The organism is Streptomyces sp. NPDC040545 (assembly GCF_055595065.1).
In genome coordinates this window covers 373,517-392,398 of record NZ_JBVIWA010000005.1, presented here as the reverse complement: position 1 = coordinate 392,398, position 18,882 = coordinate 373,517, and the positions used below count along the sequence as shown (strand labels likewise).

The following is an 18,882-nucleotide window of genomic DNA, read 5'->3' as shown; positions in this document are numbered from 1 at the left end:
ACGCCCGGTTACATTCCGAACCCGGAAGCTAAGCCTTTCAGCGCCGATGGTACTGCAGGGGGGACCCTGTGGGAGAGTAGGACGCCGCCGAACAACCCGCCCTTTTAGCTCAGTCGGTAGAGCGTCTCCATGGTAAGGAGAAGGTCAACGGTTCGATTCCGTTAAAGGGCTCCACTGAAAAAGGCCCCCGCCAATTGGCGGGGGCCTTTTTTGTTTTCCGGCACGCACGTCCTCCTGCCGTACGGCCGGCAGAGCCGCCGAGAGCCGCCGATGCCGGAGGGGCGGGCCGCAGCAGAGCTGCCTACCATGGATGTGAAGGGTAGATAAGGTACGTACGGCGGCTTCGAGGTGCCCCCACGGGCCGCTCGGCTGGCCCAGGAGGCGTGATGACCGTACCCCCCGACGCAGCGGCGCCACAGCACACCCAGGGCGACCCCGAGGACGTCCTCAAGCGCATCGGAAGCACGTGGCACTGGGCGCTCGGCTTCGCCCTCGCGACCCTGATCCCCGGCATCCTGGTGCTCGTCTGGCCGGACGAGACGCTGCACATCCTGGCCGTCATCATCGGTCTGCAACTCCTGGTGGCCGGCGCCTTCCGGTTCGTCACCGCCTTTTCGCACAGCCGCGACGGCGGCAGCAGGCTGGCGGGTGTCCTCATCGCCATGCTCGCGTTCCTGGCGGGCGTCCTGGTGCTGCGTCATCCGATGCAGACCATCGGCGCGCTGAGCTTGATCATCGGAGTGTTCTGGTTGCTGTCCGGCGTGCTCGCGGCGTTCACCGCGATCGCCGACCACACGCTCGTGCACCGGGGCCTGCAGTTCGGACTCGGTGCTCTCGGCGCCGTCGCCGGAATCGTCGTGCTCTGCTTCCCGGTGGACTCCGCGGTGGCCCTGACCCGGCTGCTGGGGCTCTGGCTCGTCCTGCTGGGTGTGTTCGAGCTGGTGATGGCCTTCGCACTGCGTTCCGCCACCCGCCGGGTCTCGCCGGCCCGTCCGGGGTGAACTCGGGGCGCCACGTACTCGTACTCTCCTGAGCCTGGGCCCGGCGCACGCCGGGCCCAGGCTCTTGGCGGCGGAGGCACGCGCCGGCCGGTGGCCTATTCGCCGGTGCGCTGTTCCGGGACGCGGAAGGCGAGGATCGCCATGTCGTCCGACGCGGGTTCCGCGGCGAAGCGTTCCACCGCACGCAGAACGCGGGAGGCGACCGCGCCCGCGGTGAGGCCCGTACACGTGGTGAGGACCTCGGCGAGGCCGTCGTCGCCCAGCATGCGGGTGCCCTCGCGGCGTTCGGTCACGCCGTCGGTGACGCAGAGCAGTACATCGCCGGGGTCGAGGGTGAGGGTCTGTTCGTAGAGGTCCAGGTCCTCGATCACGCCCAGCAGCGGCTGCGGGTCCGCGGCCGCGTCGACCTGGCCGTCCGGGCGCAGGCGCAGCGGGAGCGGGTGGCCCGCGCAGACCACCTTCATCAGGGCGCCGCCGTCCGGCTGGGGGTGGAGCTCGCCGTAGAGGAGGGTGAGGAAGCGGCTGCGGGCACCCTCGTCGAGGATGGCCGCGTTGAGGCGTTCGAGGACCGCCGGGCCGCCGAGCCCCTCGCGGGCCAGCAGGCGCAGCGCGTGCCGGGCGAGGCCGGTGACGGCGGCAGCCTCGGGGCCCGTACCGCAGACGTCGCCGATGGCGAAGCCGTACGCGCCGTCGCGGATCGGGAAGACGTCGTAGAAGTCGCCGCCGACCTCGTTGCCCTCGCCGGCCGCGCGGTAGATGACCTCGACCTCCATGCCGGGGATCGCGGGGGAGCCGGGCGGCAGGAGGCTGCGCTGGAGGGAACGGCTGATCGCGGTGCGCTCGGAGTAGAGGCGGGCGTTGTCGAGGGCCAGGGCGGCGCGGCGGGAGAGGTCCTCGGCGAGTTCGAGGATCTCCTGGCGGAAGTGCTCCTCGCGCGGCTTGCCGAGGGTGAGCATGCCGATCACGCGGTTGCGGGCCAGGAGGGGGAGGACCACGGTCTCGCCGCCGACCGCGAGGGTCGCCTCGGCCCACGGGCGGGCGCCGGCTTCGCGGACCGGTTCGGGCGGGCTGACCCGGGAGAGCAGGTCCTTGAGACCGTCGATGCGTTCCTCGTCCTCGTGGAGGACGTAGGAGAGGTACGGGTCGGAGGACTGGTCGGCGATCGTGTAGACGGCGCACCACGTGGCGAGCGTCGGGACGGTCATCTGGGCCATCAGGGCCAGGGTCTGGTCCCGGTCGAGGGTGCCGGCCAGCAGGTCGGAGGCCTCGACGAGGAAGGACAGGGAGCCGCGGCGCAGTCGTTCCAGTTCGCCGAGGCGTGCGGATTCGACGGCGAGGGCGATGCGGTCGGCGGCGAACTGGAGGTGCAGGGCCTCTTCGTTGGAGTAGCGGCCGGGGGTTTCGGCGGCGACGCCGAGTGAGCCGGTGAGGCGGCCTTCCACCTTGAGGGGGACGGTGACGGCGGAGCGCATGCCGGTGGCCTCCAGGAGCGGCACGGCTCCTGGGGAGGCGATGAGGTCGTCGTGGACGGCGGGCATGCGGGCGGAGCCGTAGCGGTTGGTGCCGGCCTCGACGGGGACGCGGGCGAAGCGCTGGCGGGTGGAGGGCAGGCCGGTGGTGGCGCGGACCTCCAGCTCGGTCTCGTCGTCGGTGGCGAGCAGCAGGAAGGCGGCGTCGGCGTCGAGGAGGTCGCGGGCGCGCTCCACGGTGCGCTGGAGGAGCCCGTCGAGGTCGTCGGGGGCGGGGGAGCCGATGAATACCTCGAACGGGTCCGTGGGGCGTGGGTCGGTGAAGTGGCCGCTGTCGGAGGTGGGCACCCGCACCGGGGTCTGGAGCAGGGCGCGCTCGTCGTCGTGGACGAGGAGGCAGACGATGGACGGTTCGCCGTGGGCGTCGCGGACCCGCAGATGTGAGGCGAAGACCGGGATGACGCGGCCGTCGGCGCCGCGGACGCCGTAGCTGCCCTCCCAGCGGGACAGGCGCAGGGCCTCGGCGATGCCGGTTCCGGTGCCGGGGGTCTGGGGCCAGGCGGCGAGCTCGGCGAGCGGGCGGCCGAGCGCCTTCTCGGCGGGGTGGCCGAAGATGTGCTCGGCGTCCTCGTTCCAGGCGGAGATGGAGTCGGTCGAGTCGATCTGGAGGACGGCGACGCGGACCCGGCTGTCGGCCAGGGGCAGCAGCTGGTCGGGGACGACGGGGCCCGCGGAGCGGGTACCGACCGGCCGGTCTGGCAGGTCCAGGCGGAACCACACGTGCTTGTGCGTGGCGGTGTACTCGACGCCCCAGCGGGTGGCGAGGGCGGCGCACAGCATCAGGCCGCGGCCGTTCTCGCGGTCGGGGTCGGCGTAGGGGCGCTCGCCGGGGTGCTGGAGCGGGAGCTCGCGCTCCGGATACCGGTCGGCGACCTCGACCCGTACGCCGCCCTCGGCGCGCAGGCACAGGACCTCGGCCCGGGTGCCGGCGTGGACCACGGCATTGGTGACGAGCTCGCTGGTGAGGACCACCGCGTCGTCGACGATGTCCGCGAAGCCCCAGCCGTGCAGGGTGTCGCGGACGAACCCGCGGGCGGCGGCGACCGAGCGCCCGAGGGGATCGAAGCTGGCAGCCGCCCGTGCCGTGATCACGAATCTCCTTCGACGCGGTTGGACATCGGGTGCCAGGTTACTTACCTTCGCGGACGGCATGGTGCCGTCGTCCGGGATTCCACCCGCAGGGTACGGCGGGTGTGCGATGGTGCCGAAGTGTTATGGCCGGGTTCGGCCAGGGTGAAACACTGGGCAGGCTTGCAGAGCCGGCTTGTGACGAGTCAGGCGTCCGGTGGAAAAGTGGTCGACCCTTTCGGGAGGGACACGGTGGAGTCTGGCGCAGCGGTACGGCGTACGGGAACGCGGCCGAAGGGCGGACGTTCCCGGCGCAGCGGCACGACAGAGGTCGATACCGCCGCACTGAACCGGCTGCTCACGGCCCTGGTGTCGATGCGGGACGGGAATTTCCGCAAGCGGCTGACGGTGTCCGGCGAGGGCGTGATGGCGGAGATCGCCGCCGTCTACAACGAGGTCGCCGACCGTAATCTCCACCTGACCGGGGAGTTGTCCCGGGTGCGGCGGATGGTGGGCCGCGAGGGCAAGCTGAGCGAACGGCTGGAAACGGGTGCCTGTGAGGGCTCCTGGGCGGCCGCGATCGATGCCTCGAACCAGCTGGTGGACGATCTGGCCCGGCCGGTGTCCGAGGTGGGCCGGGTGCTGTCGGCGGTGGCCGAGGGCGATCTGGACCAGCGGATGGATCTGCGGACGCAGGCGGCCGAGGGGGCCGGGCATCCGCTGCGCGGGGAGTTCCTGAAGGTCGGGCGCACGGTCAACAACCTGGTCGACCAGCTGTCGGCGTTCACCGACGAGGTGACGCGCGTGGCGCTGGAGGTGGGTACCGAGGGCAAGCTCGGTGGTCAGGCCCAGGTGCGCGGGATGTCGGGTTCCTGGAAGGATCTGACCGACTCCGTCAACACGATGGCGTACCGGCTCACCGCTCAGGTGCGTGACATCGCTCTCGTCACGACGGCGGTCGCCAAGGGCGATCTGTCGCGCAAGGTCACGGTGCACGTGGCGGGCGAGATGCTCCAGCTGAAGAACACCGTGAACACGATGGTGGACCAGCTGTCGTCCTTCTCCTCCGAGGTGACCCGCGTCGCCCGCGAGGTGGGTACCGAGGGCGAGCTGGGCGGCCAGGCGAAGGTGCCCGGGGTCGCGGGCGTGTGGAAGGACCTGACCGACTCGGTCAACACCATGGCCGGGAACCTGACGGCCCAGGTGCGCGGGATCGCGCAGGTGACCACGGCGGTCGCGAACGGTGACCTGTCGCAGAAGGTACGGGTCAGCGCGCGCGGCGAGGTGGCGCAGCTGGCCGAAACGATCAATCAGATGACCGAGACGCTGCGGACCTTCGCGGACGAGGTCACCCGTGTGGCCAGCGAGGTCGGGGCCAAGGGAACGCTCGGCGGCCAGGCGCAGGTGCCGGGAGCGGCGGGCACGTGGAAGGACCTCACCGATTCGGTGAACACGGTCTTCCGCAACCTCACCACCCAGGTGCGGGACATTGCGACAGTGACGACCGCGGTGGCCAACGGCGACCTGTCGCAGAAGGTCACCGTCGATGTGGCCGGCGAGATGCTGGAGCTGAAGAACACCGTCAACACGATGGTGGACCAGCTGTCCTCCTTCGGCGCGGAAGTGACGCGTGTGGCCCGTGAGGTGGGCGTCGAGGGTGAACTGGGCGGCCAGGCGCAGGTGCCGGGGGCCGCGGGGACGTGGAAGGACCTCACCGACTCGGTGAACACCGCCTTCCGCAACCTCACCGGGCAGGTGCGCAACATCGCCCAGGTGACGACGGCGGTCGCCAACGGCGACCTGTCGCAGAAGGTCACCGTGGACGTCTCCGGCGAGATGCTCCAGCTGAAGAACACCGTGAACACGATGGTCGACCAGCTGTCCTCCTTCGCCGACCAGGTCACGCGGATGGCGCGGGACGTGGGTACGGAGGGCCGCCTCGGCGGCCAGGCCCGGGTGGAGGGGGTGTCCGGCACCTGGAAGGAGCTCACCGACTCCGTCAACTTCATGGCCGGGAACCTGACCTCCCAGGTGCGTCAGATCGCCCAGGTGACGACGGCGGTGGCGCGGGGTGACCTGTCGCAGAAGATCGACGTGGACGCCCGGGGCGAGATCCTGGAGCTGAAGAACACCATCAACACGATGGTCGACCAGCTCTCGGCCTTCGCCGAGCAGGTGACGCGGGTGGCCCGCGACGTGGGTACCGAGGGCCGCCTCGGCGGTCAGGCGCAGGTGCCCGGGGTGGCCGGTGTATGGCGCGACCTGACGGACTCGGTGAACGGCATGGCCGGGAACCTGACCTCGCAGGTGCGCAACATCGCCCAGGTCGCGACGGCGGTGGCCCGCGGTGACCTGTCGCAGAAGATCGACGTGGACGCGCGGGGCGAGATCCTGGAGCTCAAGAACACCCTCAACACCATGGTCGACCAGCTCTCGAACTTCGCGGAGCAGGTGACCCGGGTGGCGCGGGAGGTGGGTACCGAGGGCATCCTCGGCGGCCAGGCGGAGGTGAAGGGGGTCTCCGGTACCTGGAAGGACCTCACCCAGTCCGTCAACTTCATGGCGAACAACCTGACGTCCCAGGTGCGCAACATCGCCGAGGTGACCACGGCCGTGGCCATGGGCGACCTCTCCAAGAAGATCACCGTCGATGCCAAGGGCGAGATCCTCGAACTGGTCACCACCGTCAACACGATGGTGGACCAGCTGTCGTCCTTCGCGGAGCAGGTGACGCGGGTGGCGCGTGAGGTGGGCTCCGAGGGCATTCTCGGCGGCCAGGCCCGGGTGCGCGGGGTGACGGGCATCTGGAAGGACCTGACCGACAACGTCAACTTGATGGCCAACAACCTGACCTCCCAGGTGCGCAACATCTCGCAGGTCTCGGCGGCGGTCGCCAACGGCGACCTGACGAAGAAGGTCACGGTCGAGGCGCGCGGCGAGGTCGCGCAGCTCGCCGACACCGTCAACACGATGGTGAAGACGCTGTCCTCGTTCGCGGACGAGGTGACCCGGGTGGCCCGCGAGGTGGGTACGGAGGGCCGCCTCGGCGGCCAGGCGCACGTGCCGGGCGTCTCGGGGACGTGGAAGGACCTCACCGACTCGGTGAACTTCATGGCCTCCAACCTCACCGGTCAGGTGCGGCAGATCGCCATGGTCACGACCGCCATCGCCAAGGGCGACATGACCAAGAAGATCGACATCGATGCCCGCGGCGAGATCCTGGAGCTCAAGACGACCATCAACACGATGGTCGACCAGCTGTCCTCCTTCGCGGACCAGGTGACCCGGGTGGCCCGCGAGGTGGGTACCGAGGGCATCCTGGGCGGCCAGGCCCGGGTCCGGGACGTCGACGGTACCTGGCGGGACCTGACCGAGTCCGTGAACGAGATGGCCGGGAACCTCACCCGGCAGGTGCGCGCGATCGCGGCGGTGGCCACCGCGGTGACCCGCGGCGACCTCAACCTGAAGATCGACGTGGACGCGGCGGGCGAGATCCAGGTCCTCCAGGACAACATCAACACGATGATCGCGAACCTGCGCGACACCACCTTGGCCAACAAGGAGCAGGACTGGCTCAAGGGCAACCTCGCCCGGATCTCCGCCCTGATGCAGGGCCGCCGGGAGCTCGACGACGTCGCCTCGCTGATCATGAGCGAGCTGACCCCGGTGGTCTCCGCGCAGCACGGCGCCTTCTTCCTGGCGCTGCCGGCCGGCGGTACCACCGAGATCGGGACGGAGGGGGGCGCGGACGGCTCGTACGAGCTGCGGATGCGCGGGAGTTACGCGTACGCGGGCGGTCAGATGCCCATCTCCTTCCGGCCGGGGGAGGGGCTGATCGGGGCGGTCGCCGAGGAGAAGCGGATGATCCTCGTCGAGAACACCCCGCCGGGCTACCTGAAGATTTCCTCGGGGCTGGGCGAGGCGCCGCCGGCACATGTGATCGTGCTGCCGGTGCTCTTCGAGGGGAAGGTGCTCGGCGTCATCGAGCTGGCCTCCTTCACGCCCTTCACCCAGATCCAGAAGGACTTCCTCAGCCAGATCGCCGAGATGATCGGTACGAGCGTCAACACCATCAGCGTCAACTCCAAGACGGAGATGCTGCTGAAGCAGTCGCAGGAGATGACCGAGCAGCTGCGCGAGCGCTCCGACGAGCTGGAGAACCGGCAGAAGGCCCTGCAGGCCGCCAACGCGGAGCTGGAGGAGAAGGCCGAGCTGCTGGCCCAGCAGAACCGGGACATCGAGGTGAAGAACACCGAGATCGAGGAGGCCCGGCAGGTCCTGGAGGAGCGTGCCGAGCAGCTCGCGGTCTCGATGCGCTACAAGTCGGAGTTCCTGGCGAACATGTCGCACGAGCTGCGGACCCCGCTCAACTCGCTGCTGATCCTGGCCAAGCTGCTCGCCGACAACGCGGAGGGCAACCTCTCGCCGAAGCAGGTGGAGTTCGCCGAGACCATCCACGGCGCGGGTTCGGACCTGCTGCAGCTGATCAACGACATCCTCGACCTGTCGAAGGTCGAGGCCGGGAAGATGGACGTCTCGCCGACCCGGATCGCGCTGGTCCAGCTCGTGGACTACGTGGAAGCGACCTTCCGGCCGCTGACGGCGGAGAAGGGCCTGGACTTCTCGGTACGGGTCTCCCCGGAGCTGCCCGCCACGCTGCACACCGACGAGCAGCGGCTGCTGCAGGTGCTGCGCAACCTGCTGTCCAACGCGGTGAAGTTCACCGACACCGGGGCGGTGGAGCTGGTGATCCGGCCGGCCGGCGCCGATGTGCCCACCGCGATCCGCGAGCAGCTGCTGGAGGCCGGTTCGCTGCGGGAGGCGGACGCGGACCTGATCGCCTTCTCGGTCACCGACACCGGGATCGGGATCGCCGCGAGCAAGATGCTGGTGATCTTCGAGGCGTTCAAGCAGGCGGACGGGACGACGAGCCGCAAGTACGGCGGCACCGGGCTGGGGCTGTCCATCAGCCGGGAGATCGCCCGGCTGCTGGGCGGGGAGATCCACGCGGCCAGCGAGCCGGGCCGCGGGTCCACCTTCACGCTGTACCTGCCGCTGCACCCGAGCGAGCTGCCTCCGCAGGGGTACGCGCCGCCGACCCCCGGCGGCGCCCGCGGGGAGCTGTACCGCAGATCGCCGGCCGCGGGCCGGCCGGTGCTGCCGGGCACCCAGGCGGGCCCGGCGGCCCTGCCGTCGGTGCAGGGGCAGCCGGTGCGGCCGGCGCTGTCGGCGGCCGATCCGGCCGGGCAGGGGCAGGGCGGCGGGGCCGCGCTGTTCCGGCGGCGGCGCAAGGCGGCGAGCGATCTGGAGCCGCGTACGGCGGTGCCGGGCCAGCCGAACGTGGTGGGGGCCGAGGACGGCTGGGGCAGCGCGGACGAGGAGCTTCCGGTGGTGCCCCGGACGTACGACTTCCACGGCGAGAAGGTGCTCATCGTCGACGACGACGTCCGCAACGTCTTCGCGCTCACCAGCGTGCTGGAGCAGCACGGACTGGCCGTGCTGTACGCGGAGAACGGGCGGGAGGGCATCGAAGTCCTGGAGCAGCACGACGATGTGACGGTCGTACTGATGGACATCATGATGCCCGAGATGGACGGGTACGCGACGACCTCGGCGATCCGGCGGATGCCGCAGTTCGCCGGGCTGCCGATCATCGCGCTGACGGCGAAGGCGATGAAGGGGGACCGGGAGAAGGCGATCGACTCCGGTGCTTCCGACTACGTCACCAAGCCGGTCGATCCGGACTACCTGCTGTCGGTGATGGAGCAGTGGATGCGCGGCAAGTGATCGCCGGGAGAGCGGAAGGACACCGATCGCCGACCCACTGCGCCCGGAGCGGTGTGAGAGGGCTGTGAACGGGGAACCTTCTGCTCTCCCACCGCGTTTGCGCTTCGTGCACAGTGACATCTCGGTGACAGGGTGTGGCGATCTCGGGACTGGGGCTACGATGACCGGCACAAGGACGGACGGCGCAAGGATGCCGTCCTCTGGGGCGGGGCCCGGCGCACAGGCCGGAGCCCGGAGCCGGGTAGGCCCCATGCCGGGGCGAGGAGGACAGGGCATGGTGCAGAAGGCCAAGATCCTCCTGGTCGACGACCGGCCGGAGAATCTGCTGGCGCTGGAGGCCATCCTCTCCGCGCTCGATCAGACACTGGTCCGGGCGTCGTCGGGGGAGGAAGCGCTCAAAGCGCTGCTGACGGACGATTTCGCGGTCATCCTGCTGGATGTCCAGATGCCGGGCATGGACGGATTCGAAACGGCCGCGCACATCAAGCGGCGGGAACGGACCCGGGACATCCCGATCATCTTCCTCACCGCGATCAACCATGGTCCGCACCACACGTTCCGCGGCTACGCGGCGGGTGCGGTCGACTACATCTCCAAGCCCTTCGACCCGTGGGTGCTGCGGGCCAAGGTCTCGGTCTTCGTGGAGCTGTACACGAAGAACTGCCAACTGCGGGAGCAGGCGGCCCTGCTGCGGCTCCAGCTGGAGGGCGGCAGCTCGGGCGGCGTGGACGCGGGCAAGGAGACGGCCGGACTGCTGGCCGAGCTCTCCGCCCGGCTCGCGGCGGTCGAGGAGCAGGCCGAGGCGCTGACCAAGCAGCTCGGCGAGGACTCGGCCGACGCCGGCGTGGTGGCGACCGCGGCCCACCTGGAGCGCAAACTCACCGGGCTGCGGAGGGCACTCGACGCGCTGGAGCCCGGGACCGCCGGAGGGGCCTCGGTCCTGCCCGCGCAGAACTGACCGTGCCCGGGTCGGTACTGGCGGTGTGTCAAAGCGCCTGCGGAGCCGACGACACGAACGGGTGAAGGGGTGGGCACGCGTGTCCACCGGCACGCGCACCGGTAACCTCGGGCCCATGGCCTCACGTACGTCCGGTAAGGGTTCCCAGAGCACCGCGGGCACCGCGAAGGGCCGCACCGGCCGTACGACGGCGCCGGCGAAGAAGGCCGCGCCCGCTCGCAAGCCCCCGGCCAAGAAGGCCGCGGCCGCCAAGCGGGCCCCGGTCAAGAAGGTCGCGGCCAAGCCCGCGCCCTCCCCGACCGGGGGCGTGGTGCGGCTGGTGCGCGCCGTATGGCTCGGCTGCGCGCACGCGGTCGGCGCCGTCTTCCGCGGGATCGGCCAGGGCGCCCGGAACCTCGACCCCGCGCACCGCAAGGACGGCGTGGCGCTGCTGCTGCTCGCCCTCGCGCTGATCGTCGCCGCCGGTACCTGGTCGAATCTGAGCGGTCCCGTCGGGGACCTGGTCACGATGCTGATCACCGGTCTCTTCGGACGGCTGGATCTGCTCGTGCCGATCCTGCTCGGCGTCATGGCGGTGCGTTTCATCCGCCATCCCGAGCAGACCGATGCCAACGGCCGCATCGGCATCGGACTGTCCGCCCTCGTCATCGGCGTCCTGGGCCTGGTCCACATCGCCTGCGGGGCGCCCGGCCGCGACGAGGGCACCACCGCGATGCAGAACGCGGGCGGCCTCATCGGCTGGGGCGCCTCCAAGCCGCTGATCTTCACCATGGGCGCGCCGCTGGCCGTGCCCATGCTGGTGCTGCTCACGATCTTCGGGCTGCTCGTGGTCACGGCGACCCCGGTCAATGCGATCCCGCAGCGGCTGCGCAGGCTCGGCATCCGGCTCGGGATCATCGCCCCGAACGAGTACGACGAGGGCTACGGCGAGGCCGAGGGCACCGCCGGCGACCGGCACGACCCGGAGCGGTGGCTGGCCCGCGGCGGAGCCGGTGAGGGCTCCGGCGACCCGGCGGACGAGGCCGAGGAGGAGGCGCTCGCCCGGCGGCGCAGGCCGCGCCGGACCCCGGCCCGGCCCGCCATGGAGCGGGGGATGGACGCCGTCGACGTGGCAGCGGCGGCCGCCGCCGCGCTGGACGGGGTGGTCTACGGCGGAATGCCGCCCTCCCCGCTCGTCGCCGACCTCACGCAGGGGATCACCGCCGAGCGCGACGGCGCGGAGCTCACCGCTCCGGTGCCGACCGCCCGCGCGGAGCGTCCCGTACCGGACACCACCCCGGCGAGCGCCCCCGAGAGTGCCTCCGGACCGGCCGGCGCAGGGCAGCCGCACGCCACCACCGCCGCGGCCTCCGGGACGCTGTCGGTGCCCGACCTGACCAAGGCCCCGCCGCAGACCCAGGCGCTGCCGCCGCGCGCCGAGCAGCTCCAGCTGCGCGGGGACATCACGTACGCGCTGCCCTCGCTCGACCTGCTGGAGAAGGGCGGGCCCGGCAAGACCCGCAGCGCCGCCAACGACGCGGTGGTCGCCTCGCTGCGCAACGTCTTCACCGAGTTCAAGGTCGACGCGGACGTCACCGGCTTCACCCGGGGCCCGACCGTCACCCGGTACGAGGTCACTCTGGGCGCCGCGGTCAAGGTCGAGCGGATCACCGCGCTGACCAAGAACATCGCCTACGCGGTGGCCTCGCCGGACGTCCGGATCATCAGTCCGATCCCGGGCAAGTCCGCGGTCGGCATCGAGATCCCGAACACCGACCGCGAGATGGTCAACCTCGGTGACGTGCTGCGCCTCGCGGACGCGGCCGAGGACGACCACCCGATGCTGGTCGCGCTCGGCAAGGACGTCGAGGGCGGCTACGTCATGGCCAACCTCGCCAAGATGCCGCACGTGCTGGTCGCCGGCGCCACCGGTTCCGGCAAGTCCTCCTGCATCAACTGCCTGATCACCTCGGTCATGGTCCGGGCCACCCCGGAGGACGTCCGGATGGTCCTCGTGGACCCCAAGCGCGTCGAGCTGACGGCGTACGAGGGCATCCCGCACCTGATCACGCCGATCATCACCAACCCCAAGCGGGCCGCCGAGGCGCTCCAGTGGGTCGTGCGCGAGATGGACCTGCGCTACGACGACCTGGCCGCCTTCGGCTACCGGCACATCGACGACTTCAACCAGGCCATCCGGGACGGCAAGATCAAACTGCCGCCGGGCAGCGAGCGGGAGCTCAGCCCGTACCCGTACCTGCTGGTGATCGTCGACGAGCTCGCCGACCTGATGATGGTGGCCCCGCGCGACGTCGAGGACTCGATCGTCCGCATCACCCAGCTGGCCCGCGCGGCCGGCATCCACCTGGTGCTCGCCACCCAGCGGCCCTCGGTGGACGTGGTCACGGGCCTGATCAAGGCGAACGTGCCCTCGCGCCTGGCCTTCGCCACCTCCTCGCTCGCCGACAGCCGGGTCATCCTCGACCAGCCGGGCGCCGAGAAGCTGATCGGCAAGGGCGACGGGCTGTTCCTGCCGATGGGTGCCAACAAGCCGGTCCGCCTGCAGGGCGCCTTCGTCACCGAGGACGAGATCGCCGGGATCGTCCAGCACTGCAAGGACCAGATGGCGCCCGTCTTCCGGGACGACGTCACCGTCGGGCAGAAGCAGAAGAAGGAGATCGACGAGGACATCGGCGACGACCTGGACCTGCTGTGCCAGGCGGCGGAGCTGGTGGTCTCCACGCAGTTCGGGTCCACGTCCATGCTCCAGCGCAAGCTGCGGGTGGGGTTCGCGAAGGCAGGGCGGCTCATGGACCTCATGGAGTCGCGGGGAATCGTCGGCCCGAGCGAGGGTTCGAAGGCGCGCGACGTCCTGCTGAAGGCCGATGACCTGGACGGAGTGCTCGCCGTCATCCGCGGCGAGGCCCATCCGTAATGAATTTCCGGGCAACCGTTTCCCTTGGGCCCGCGTCAAGTTGAAGAGAGGTGGCGGTAGGCGCACGAGATCGCTCGCAGTGCCGGGCCGCCGCACCCGAGCATGACCTCCCTTCGCCATTCGGATGGCGTAGGGAGTGCACCCTCCGGTTGCTCCACCCTTTCGTCACCCCCCTAGACTGGACTTCCAGCAGGTGGCTACACGCTCGAAAGGCGCCCACGTGTCCATCGGCAACTCCAACTCCCCCGAAGAAGAGCGGCCTTCGACCGACGACCGGTCCGAGGACCGCATCGTCGAACGTCCCGTCGAAGGACCGTCCATCGGGACGGCCCTCAAGAAGGCCCGGATCGCCGCCGGGCTCACAGTCGACGAGGTCAGTTCCACCACCCGCGTGCGCATCCCGATCGTGCACGCGATCGAAGAGGACGACTTCACGCGGTGCGGCGGCGACGTCTACGCCCGCGGTCACATCCGTACGCTCGCCCGCGCCGTGGGCCTCGATCCGGCACCCCTGGTCGAGAGCTACGACGCGGCCCACGGCGGCCGGCCGGCACCCACGCCCGCCGCGCCGATGTTCGAAGCCGAGCGGATCCGCCCCGAGCGGCAGCGGCCCAACTGGACCGCGGCCATGGTTGCCGCCATCGTCGCCGTGATCGGCTTCGTGGGCTTCACCGCCTTCAGCGGTGGCGACGAGAAGGACAAGCGCCCCGTGGCGGAAGGTTCCGCCTCCCCCAAGCCCGCACCCAAGCAGACCGGCGCCAAGCCGGTCGCCCCGCCTCCGCAGACCCCGCAGGCGCCCAAGCCGGAGCCCTCGGACAGTGCGATCGCCGCCGCGCCCAAGGACCTCGTCACCGTGGTCCTGACGGCCGACACGGGCGAGAGCTGGATCTCCGCGAAGGACTCCACCGGCCGGCTGCTCTTCGACGGCACGATCACGCAGGGTGAGTCCAAGACCTTCACGGACAAGGAGTCCGTCGACCTCGTGCTCGGCGACGCCGGGGCCGTGAAGCTCTTCGTGAACGGCAAGGAGATCAAGGACGACTTCCAGCCGGGTCAGGTGGAGCGTCTGAAATACACGAAGGCCGACCCCGCCCAGGACCAGCCCCAGGCGGGCTGACGCGGGACCGCCCTAGGGCGGAAGGCTTGAATCCGGATCCCCGGGGCGCTGCGCCGCACCCCGGGGATCTTGCTGTACGGGGACTTGCGGCAGGGGCCGACGCCGGGACGAAGTAGTCTTGAGTCCATGCCCGAACGCCGTACCGTCGCCCTTGTCACTCTTGGCTGCGCCCGTAACGAGGTGGACTCGGAGGAGCTCGCAGGCCGCTTGGCGGCGGATGGCTGGGAGCTCGTCGAGGATGCCGCCGATGCGGACGTAGCCGTCGTCAACACCTGCGGCTTCGTCGAAGCCGCCAAAAAGGACTCCGTAGACGCCCTGCTGGAAGCCAACGATCTCAAGGATCACGGCAAGACCCAGGCCGTCGTCGCCGTCGGCTGTATGGCCGAGCGCTATGGCAAGGAACTCGCCGAAGCGCTCCCCGAGGCCGACGGAGTCCTCGGTTTCGACGACTACGCCGACATCTCCGACCGCCTCCAGACCATCCTCAACGGCGGCATCCACGCCTCCCACACCCCGCGCGACCGGCGCAAGCTGCTGCCGATCAGCCCGGCCGAGCGCCAGGCCGCAGAGGTCTCCCTCCCGGGCCACGCCCAGGCCGCGACCGGTGAGCCGACTCCGTCGGCGGAGGTTGCGGAGGCCCCCGCCGATCTGCCGGACGGGCTCGCGCCCGCCTCGGGTCCGCGCGCGCCCCTGCGCCGCCGCCTGGACAAGAGCCCCGTAGCCTCGGTCAAGCTGGCCTCCGGCTGCGACCGGCGCTGCTCCTTCTGCGCCATCCCGTCCTTCCGCGGCTCCTTCATCTCCCGCCGCCCCAGCGACGTGCTGGGCGAGACCCGCTGGCTCGCCGAGCAGGGCGTCAAGGAGATCATGCTGGTCTCCGAGAACAACACCTCGTACGGCAAGGACCTCGGCGACATCCGGCTGCTGGAGACCCTGCTGCCGGAGCTGGCCGAGGTGGACGGCATCGAGCGCGTCCGCGTCAGCTACCTCCAGCCCGCCGAGATGCGGCCCGGCCTGATCGACGTGCTCACCTCGACCCCCAAGGTCGTGCCGTACTTCGACCTGTCCTTCCAGCACTCGGCCCCCGACGTGCTGCGCGCCATGCGCCGCTTCGGTGACACCGACCGCTTCCTGGAGCTGCTGGACACCATCCGCTCCAAGGCCCCGACGGCCGGCGTCCGCTCCAACTTCATCGTCGGCTTCCCCGGCGAGAAGGAATCGGACTTCGCCGAGCTGGAGCGTTTCCTCACCCACGCGCGCCTCGACGCCATCGGCGTCTTCGGCTACTCCGACGAGGACGGCACCGAGGCCGTCACCTACGAGAACAAGCTGGACGAGGACACCATCGCCGAGCGGCTCGCGCACATGCAGCGGCTCGCCGAGGAGCTCACCTCGCAGCGCGCCGAGGAGCGCATCGGGGAGACCCTCGAAGTGCTCGTCGAGACCGTGGAAGCGGTCGACGAGGACGGCGAGGGCGCCTACGGGCGCGCCGCGCACCAGGCGCCCGAAACGGACGGCCAGGTGGTCTTCACGGACAGCACGGGCCTGGTCCCCGGGCGTATCGTCACGGCAAAGGTGGTCGGCACCCTGGGCGTGGACCTGGTGGCCGAGCCCCTCGGCATGGATCTTGAGGAGGCGGCCGGATGACCGGAGTCCCGGCATCTGCGGCGGGCGGGACCGGCCGCCGGCCCGTACCCGGCGCGAAGCTGGGGGCCGCGGCGGTCAATCAGGCCAGCCTGTGGAACATCGCCAACATCCTGACGATGATCCGGCTCGTGCTCGTGCCGGGCTTCGTCCTGCTGCTGCTCGCCGACGGCGGCTACGACCCGGCCTGGCGGGCCTGGGCCTGGGCAGCGTTCGCCGTCGCCATGATCACGGACATCTTCGACGGGCACCTTGCCCGGACGTACAACCTGGTCACGGACTTCGGCAAGATCGCCGACCCCATCGCCGACAAGGCGATCATGGGGTCGGCGCTGATCTGTCTCTCCTGGCTCGGTGACCTCCCCTGGTGGGTGACCGGGGTGATCCTCGGACGGGAGCTCGGGATCACCCTGCTCCGCTTCTGGGTCATCCGCTACGGAGTGATTCCGGCCAGCCGGGGCGGAAAGCTGAAGACCCTGGCGCAGGGCACGGCCGTGGGCATGTACGTGCTCGCACTGACCGGGGCGCTGGCGACCATGCGCTTCTGGGTGATGGCGATCGCCGTCGTGCTGACCGTCGTCACCGGTTTGGACTACATCCGGCAGGCGGTCGTGCTGCGCCGCCAGGGTCTCGCCGAGGAGCGGGCTGCGGAGCGGGCCGCGCGGTGACCGACGCGGCGGGGGATTTTCCGGCGGCGGAAGCCGCTTCGGGAGCGGTGGACGCGGCCGGAGTGGCAGCGGATGCGCTGCGCCTGCTTGCGGAGAGTGACGAGAGCGTCGCCGTGGCGGAATCGCTGACCGGCGGCATGGTGGCCGCCGAGCTCACGGCCGTCCCCGGAGCCTCCCGGTCCTTCCGCGGCTCGGTCACCGCGTACGCGACGGAGATCAAGCACCTGGTGCTCGGGGTGGACGCGGGACTGCTTGCGGCCGAAGGCGCGGTGAATGCGCAGGTCGCAGCGGAGATGGCGGCCGGCGTGCGGCGCGTGATGGGCGCTTCATGGGGAATTTCGACCACCGGGGTGGCCGGTCCGGAGCCGCAGGACGGGCAGCCGGTGGGCACCGTTTTCGTCGCGGTGGACGGTCCAGGGGGCAGGAAAACGGTCCGTCTGAGGTTGAAAGGCTCCCGCGCGGAAATCCGTAGGGAGAGTGCACGCACAGTGCTGATGCTTCTCTCGGACCAACTCCGTGAGAATGCGCGGGGGCAGGATACGGAACAGAACGGGGGGATTTGATGTTTGCAGCCCTGAGTGAACACGACATCGCTCCCCGCACGGCCGCGGCGCGAGGCGGTACGGTGGGGCGTGAAGGATGCGGCTACACGGTCAGAGGAGGGAGCCACCGATGATTCTGCTCCGTCGCCTGCTGGGTGACGTGCTGCGTCGGCAGCGCCAGCGCCAGGGCCGTACTCTGCGCGAAGTCTCCTCGTCGGCCCGAGTTTCTCTCGGCTATCTCTCCGAGGTGGAGCGGGGGCAGAAGGAGGCATCCTCCGAGCTGCTCTCCGCGATCTGCGACGCGTTGGACGTACGGATGTCCGAGCTGATGCGCGAAGTCAGTGACGAACTGTCGCTGGCCGAGCTGGCACAGTCGGCCGCGGCAAGCGAACCGGTGAGTGTGCCGGTCCGCCCGATGCTCAATTCGGTCTCCATGGCTTCGGTCGCGGGTGGACCGGAGCGGGTGACCATCAAGGCGCCTGCGGAAGCGGTGAATGTCGTAGCCGCGTGAGCGAGCACGTGCGTGTTTGAGCGTGGCCGGAGCCCCGGCCGGTGCCTGGTGCACCGGCCGGGGCTCCCGGCCGTTCTGGGTGCGGGCGCGCAGGGGGTGCGGGAGGATGGGGCCGTCCGGGTTCCGGCCCCTGGGAGGCAGTCGTGCGGCGGTTGCTGCGCATACCCGCGGTGTCGGTCCTCGCGTTGACGGTGGGGGCGCTGTGGTGGTGGGCCGTGCTGCGGCTGGTCCTGGTGCCCGCGGAGTCCGGGGCCGTGGAGGGCGCGGTGGCGGTGGGCGGCTGGGGGCTGGGCCTGCTGCCGGTGCACTGTGTGCCGGGCCCGGTGCGCAACGCGCGGCGGAAGGCGCTGTCGGAGGCCGACGGGGCTACCAGGGCATGGACACCCCGCCGTTCGGGCGAAGGATCTGACCCGTCATGAAGGACGAGGCGTCCGAGGCCAGGTAGAGCACCGCCCGGGCGATGTCCTCGGGCTCGCCGACCCGGCGCAGCGGGGACATGCGGACCATCGCCGCCTCGGTCTGCTGCTGGACCTCGGGGCTGTGGCGGCCGGTCATGGGGGTGCGGATCCAGCCCGGGACGACGGCGTTGACCCGTATGCCGTGCGGGCCGGCCTCGGTGGCGAGGGTCTTGGTCAGCTGGACGACGGCGGCCTTGGCGGCGCTGTAGCAGAGCAGGCCGGGCTGGGCGGCGTCCACGGCTCCGGAGGCCATGGTGACGATCGAGCCCGGGCGGCCCGCCGCGATCATGGAGCGGGCGGCCTCCTGGCAGGTGCGCAGGACCCCCTTGAAATTGATGTCCAGGATCCGGTCGAGGTCCGCGTCGGTCGTCTCCAGGACGCTGCTCCTGTGCATGACTCCGGCGATGGCGGCCGTGATGTCGAGCGGGCCCGCCGCGGTGACGGCCGCCCGGAGCGCGGCCCGGTCGGTGACGTCGAGGGGATGGACGGTGGCGGCTCCGCCGGCTTCGGCGACGAGGGCGGCCGTCTCGGCGAGACCCTGCTCGTCGCGGTCCGCGCAGTGCACATGCGCGCCCGCCTCGGCGAGCAGGACGGCGGTGGCGCGGCCGATGCCGCTGGCGGCGCCGGTGATCAGGGCGGTGCGGCGGGTGAGGCCGTACGGGGCTGTGGGTGTGGGCATGTCCGGACC

At 70.7% G+C, this 18,882-nt stretch carries 12 protein-coding genes, 1 tRNA gene and 1 rRNA gene; 12 read left to right on the top strand and 2 right to left on the bottom strand.

What is annotated here, in order from left to right; genetic code table 11:
• From rrf to ACZ573_RS14095, 3 genes are all read left to right on the top strand, one after another.
• Positions 1-93 (top strand): 5S ribosomal RNA (rrf, locus tag ACZ573_RS14105); the annotation flags it as partial.
• 5 nt (positions 94-98) lie between these two features.
• Positions 99-174: transfer RNA gene (locus tag ACZ573_RS14100), tRNA-Thr, on the top strand.
• A 212-nt stretch (positions 175-386) separates the two neighbouring features.
• Complete coding sequence (locus tag ACZ573_RS14095; protein WP_471303285.1) at positions 387-1,001, top strand: HdeD family acid-resistance protein; 615 nt, start codon at positions 387-389, stop codon at positions 999-1,001.
• Positions 1,002-1,096: 95 nt separating this feature from the next.
• Here the strand turns inward: ACZ573_RS14095 and ACZ573_RS14090 are convergent, their stop codons facing one another.
• A complete protein-coding gene (locus tag ACZ573_RS14090; RefSeq protein ID WP_471303282.1) occupies positions 1,097-3,682 on the bottom strand; it encodes a SpoIIE family protein phosphatase in 2,586 nt (861 codons plus the stop codon).
• A gap of 168 nt (positions 3,683-3,850) precedes the next feature.
• On the opposite strand from ACZ573_RS14090, the gene ACZ573_RS14085 reads away from it, so the two are divergent.
• From ACZ573_RS14085 to ACZ573_RS14045, 9 genes are all read left to right on the top strand, one after another.
• The gene (locus ACZ573_RS14085) at positions 3,851-9,385 is read left to right on the top strand and encodes a HAMP domain-containing protein (RefSeq protein ID WP_471303280.1); all 5,535 of its coding nucleotides are present in this window, start codon (positions 3,851-3,853) and stop codon (positions 9,383-9,385) included.
• A 274-nt stretch (positions 9,386-9,659) separates the two neighbouring features.
• Entirely contained in the window at positions 9,660-10,343 is a 684-nt protein-coding gene (locus ACZ573_RS14080; protein ID WP_390169639.1) for a response regulator, read from the top strand.
• A gap of 115 nt (positions 10,344-10,458) precedes the next feature.
• Complete coding sequence (locus tag ACZ573_RS14075) at positions 10,459-13,257, top strand: FtsK/SpoIIIE family DNA translocase (protein WP_471303277.1); 2,799 nt, start codon at positions 10,459-10,461, stop codon at positions 13,255-13,257.
• Positions 13,258-13,477: 220 nt separating this feature from the next.
• On the top strand, positions 13,478-14,374 hold the full coding sequence (locus ACZ573_RS14070; protein WP_471303348.1) for a helix-turn-helix domain-containing protein: 897 nt from the start codon (positions 13,478-13,480) through the stop codon (positions 14,372-14,374).
• A gap of 126 nt (positions 14,375-14,500) precedes the next feature.
• Positions 14,501-16,018 carry a 30S ribosomal protein S12 methylthiotransferase RimO gene (gene rimO / locus ACZ573_RS14065; RefSeq protein ID WP_471303275.1) on the top strand — a complete coding sequence of 506 codons (1,518 nt, stop codon included), beginning with the start codon at positions 14,501-14,503 and terminating at the stop codon, positions 16,016-16,018.
• Positions 16,015-16,683 carry a CDP-diacylglycerol--glycerol-3-phosphate 3-phosphatidyltransferase gene (gene pgsA, locus ACZ573_RS14060; protein ID WP_351162403.1) on the top strand — a complete coding sequence of 223 codons (669 nt, stop codon included), beginning with the start codon at positions 16,015-16,017 and terminating at the stop codon, positions 16,681-16,683. Before rimO ends, pgsA begins: the two co-directional genes overlap by 4 nt.
• 47 nt (positions 16,684-16,730) lie before the next feature.
• Entirely contained in the window at positions 16,731-17,246 is a 516-nt protein-coding gene (locus tag ACZ573_RS14055; protein WP_471303345.1) for a CinA family protein, read from the top strand.
• A 109-nt stretch (positions 17,247-17,355) separates the two neighbouring features.
• Entirely contained in the window at positions 17,356-17,736 is a 381-nt protein-coding gene (locus tag ACZ573_RS14050; RefSeq protein WP_030389368.1) for a helix-turn-helix domain-containing protein, read from the top strand.
• 143 nt (positions 17,737-17,879) lie between these two features.
• On the top strand, positions 17,880-18,155 hold the full coding sequence (locus tag ACZ573_RS14045) for a hypothetical protein (protein ID WP_471303272.1): 276 nt from the start codon (positions 17,880-17,882) through the stop codon (positions 18,153-18,155).
• Here the strand turns inward: ACZ573_RS14045 and ACZ573_RS14040 are convergent.
• On the bottom strand, positions 18,103-18,873 hold the full coding sequence (locus ACZ573_RS14040) for an SDR family NAD(P)-dependent oxidoreductase (RefSeq protein ID WP_471303270.1): 771 nt from the start codon (positions 18,871-18,873) through the stop codon (positions 18,103-18,105). The two genes, ACZ573_RS14045 and ACZ573_RS14040, sit on opposite strands and share 53 nt — an antisense overlap.
• Positions 18,874-18,882 lie beyond the last annotated feature (9 nt).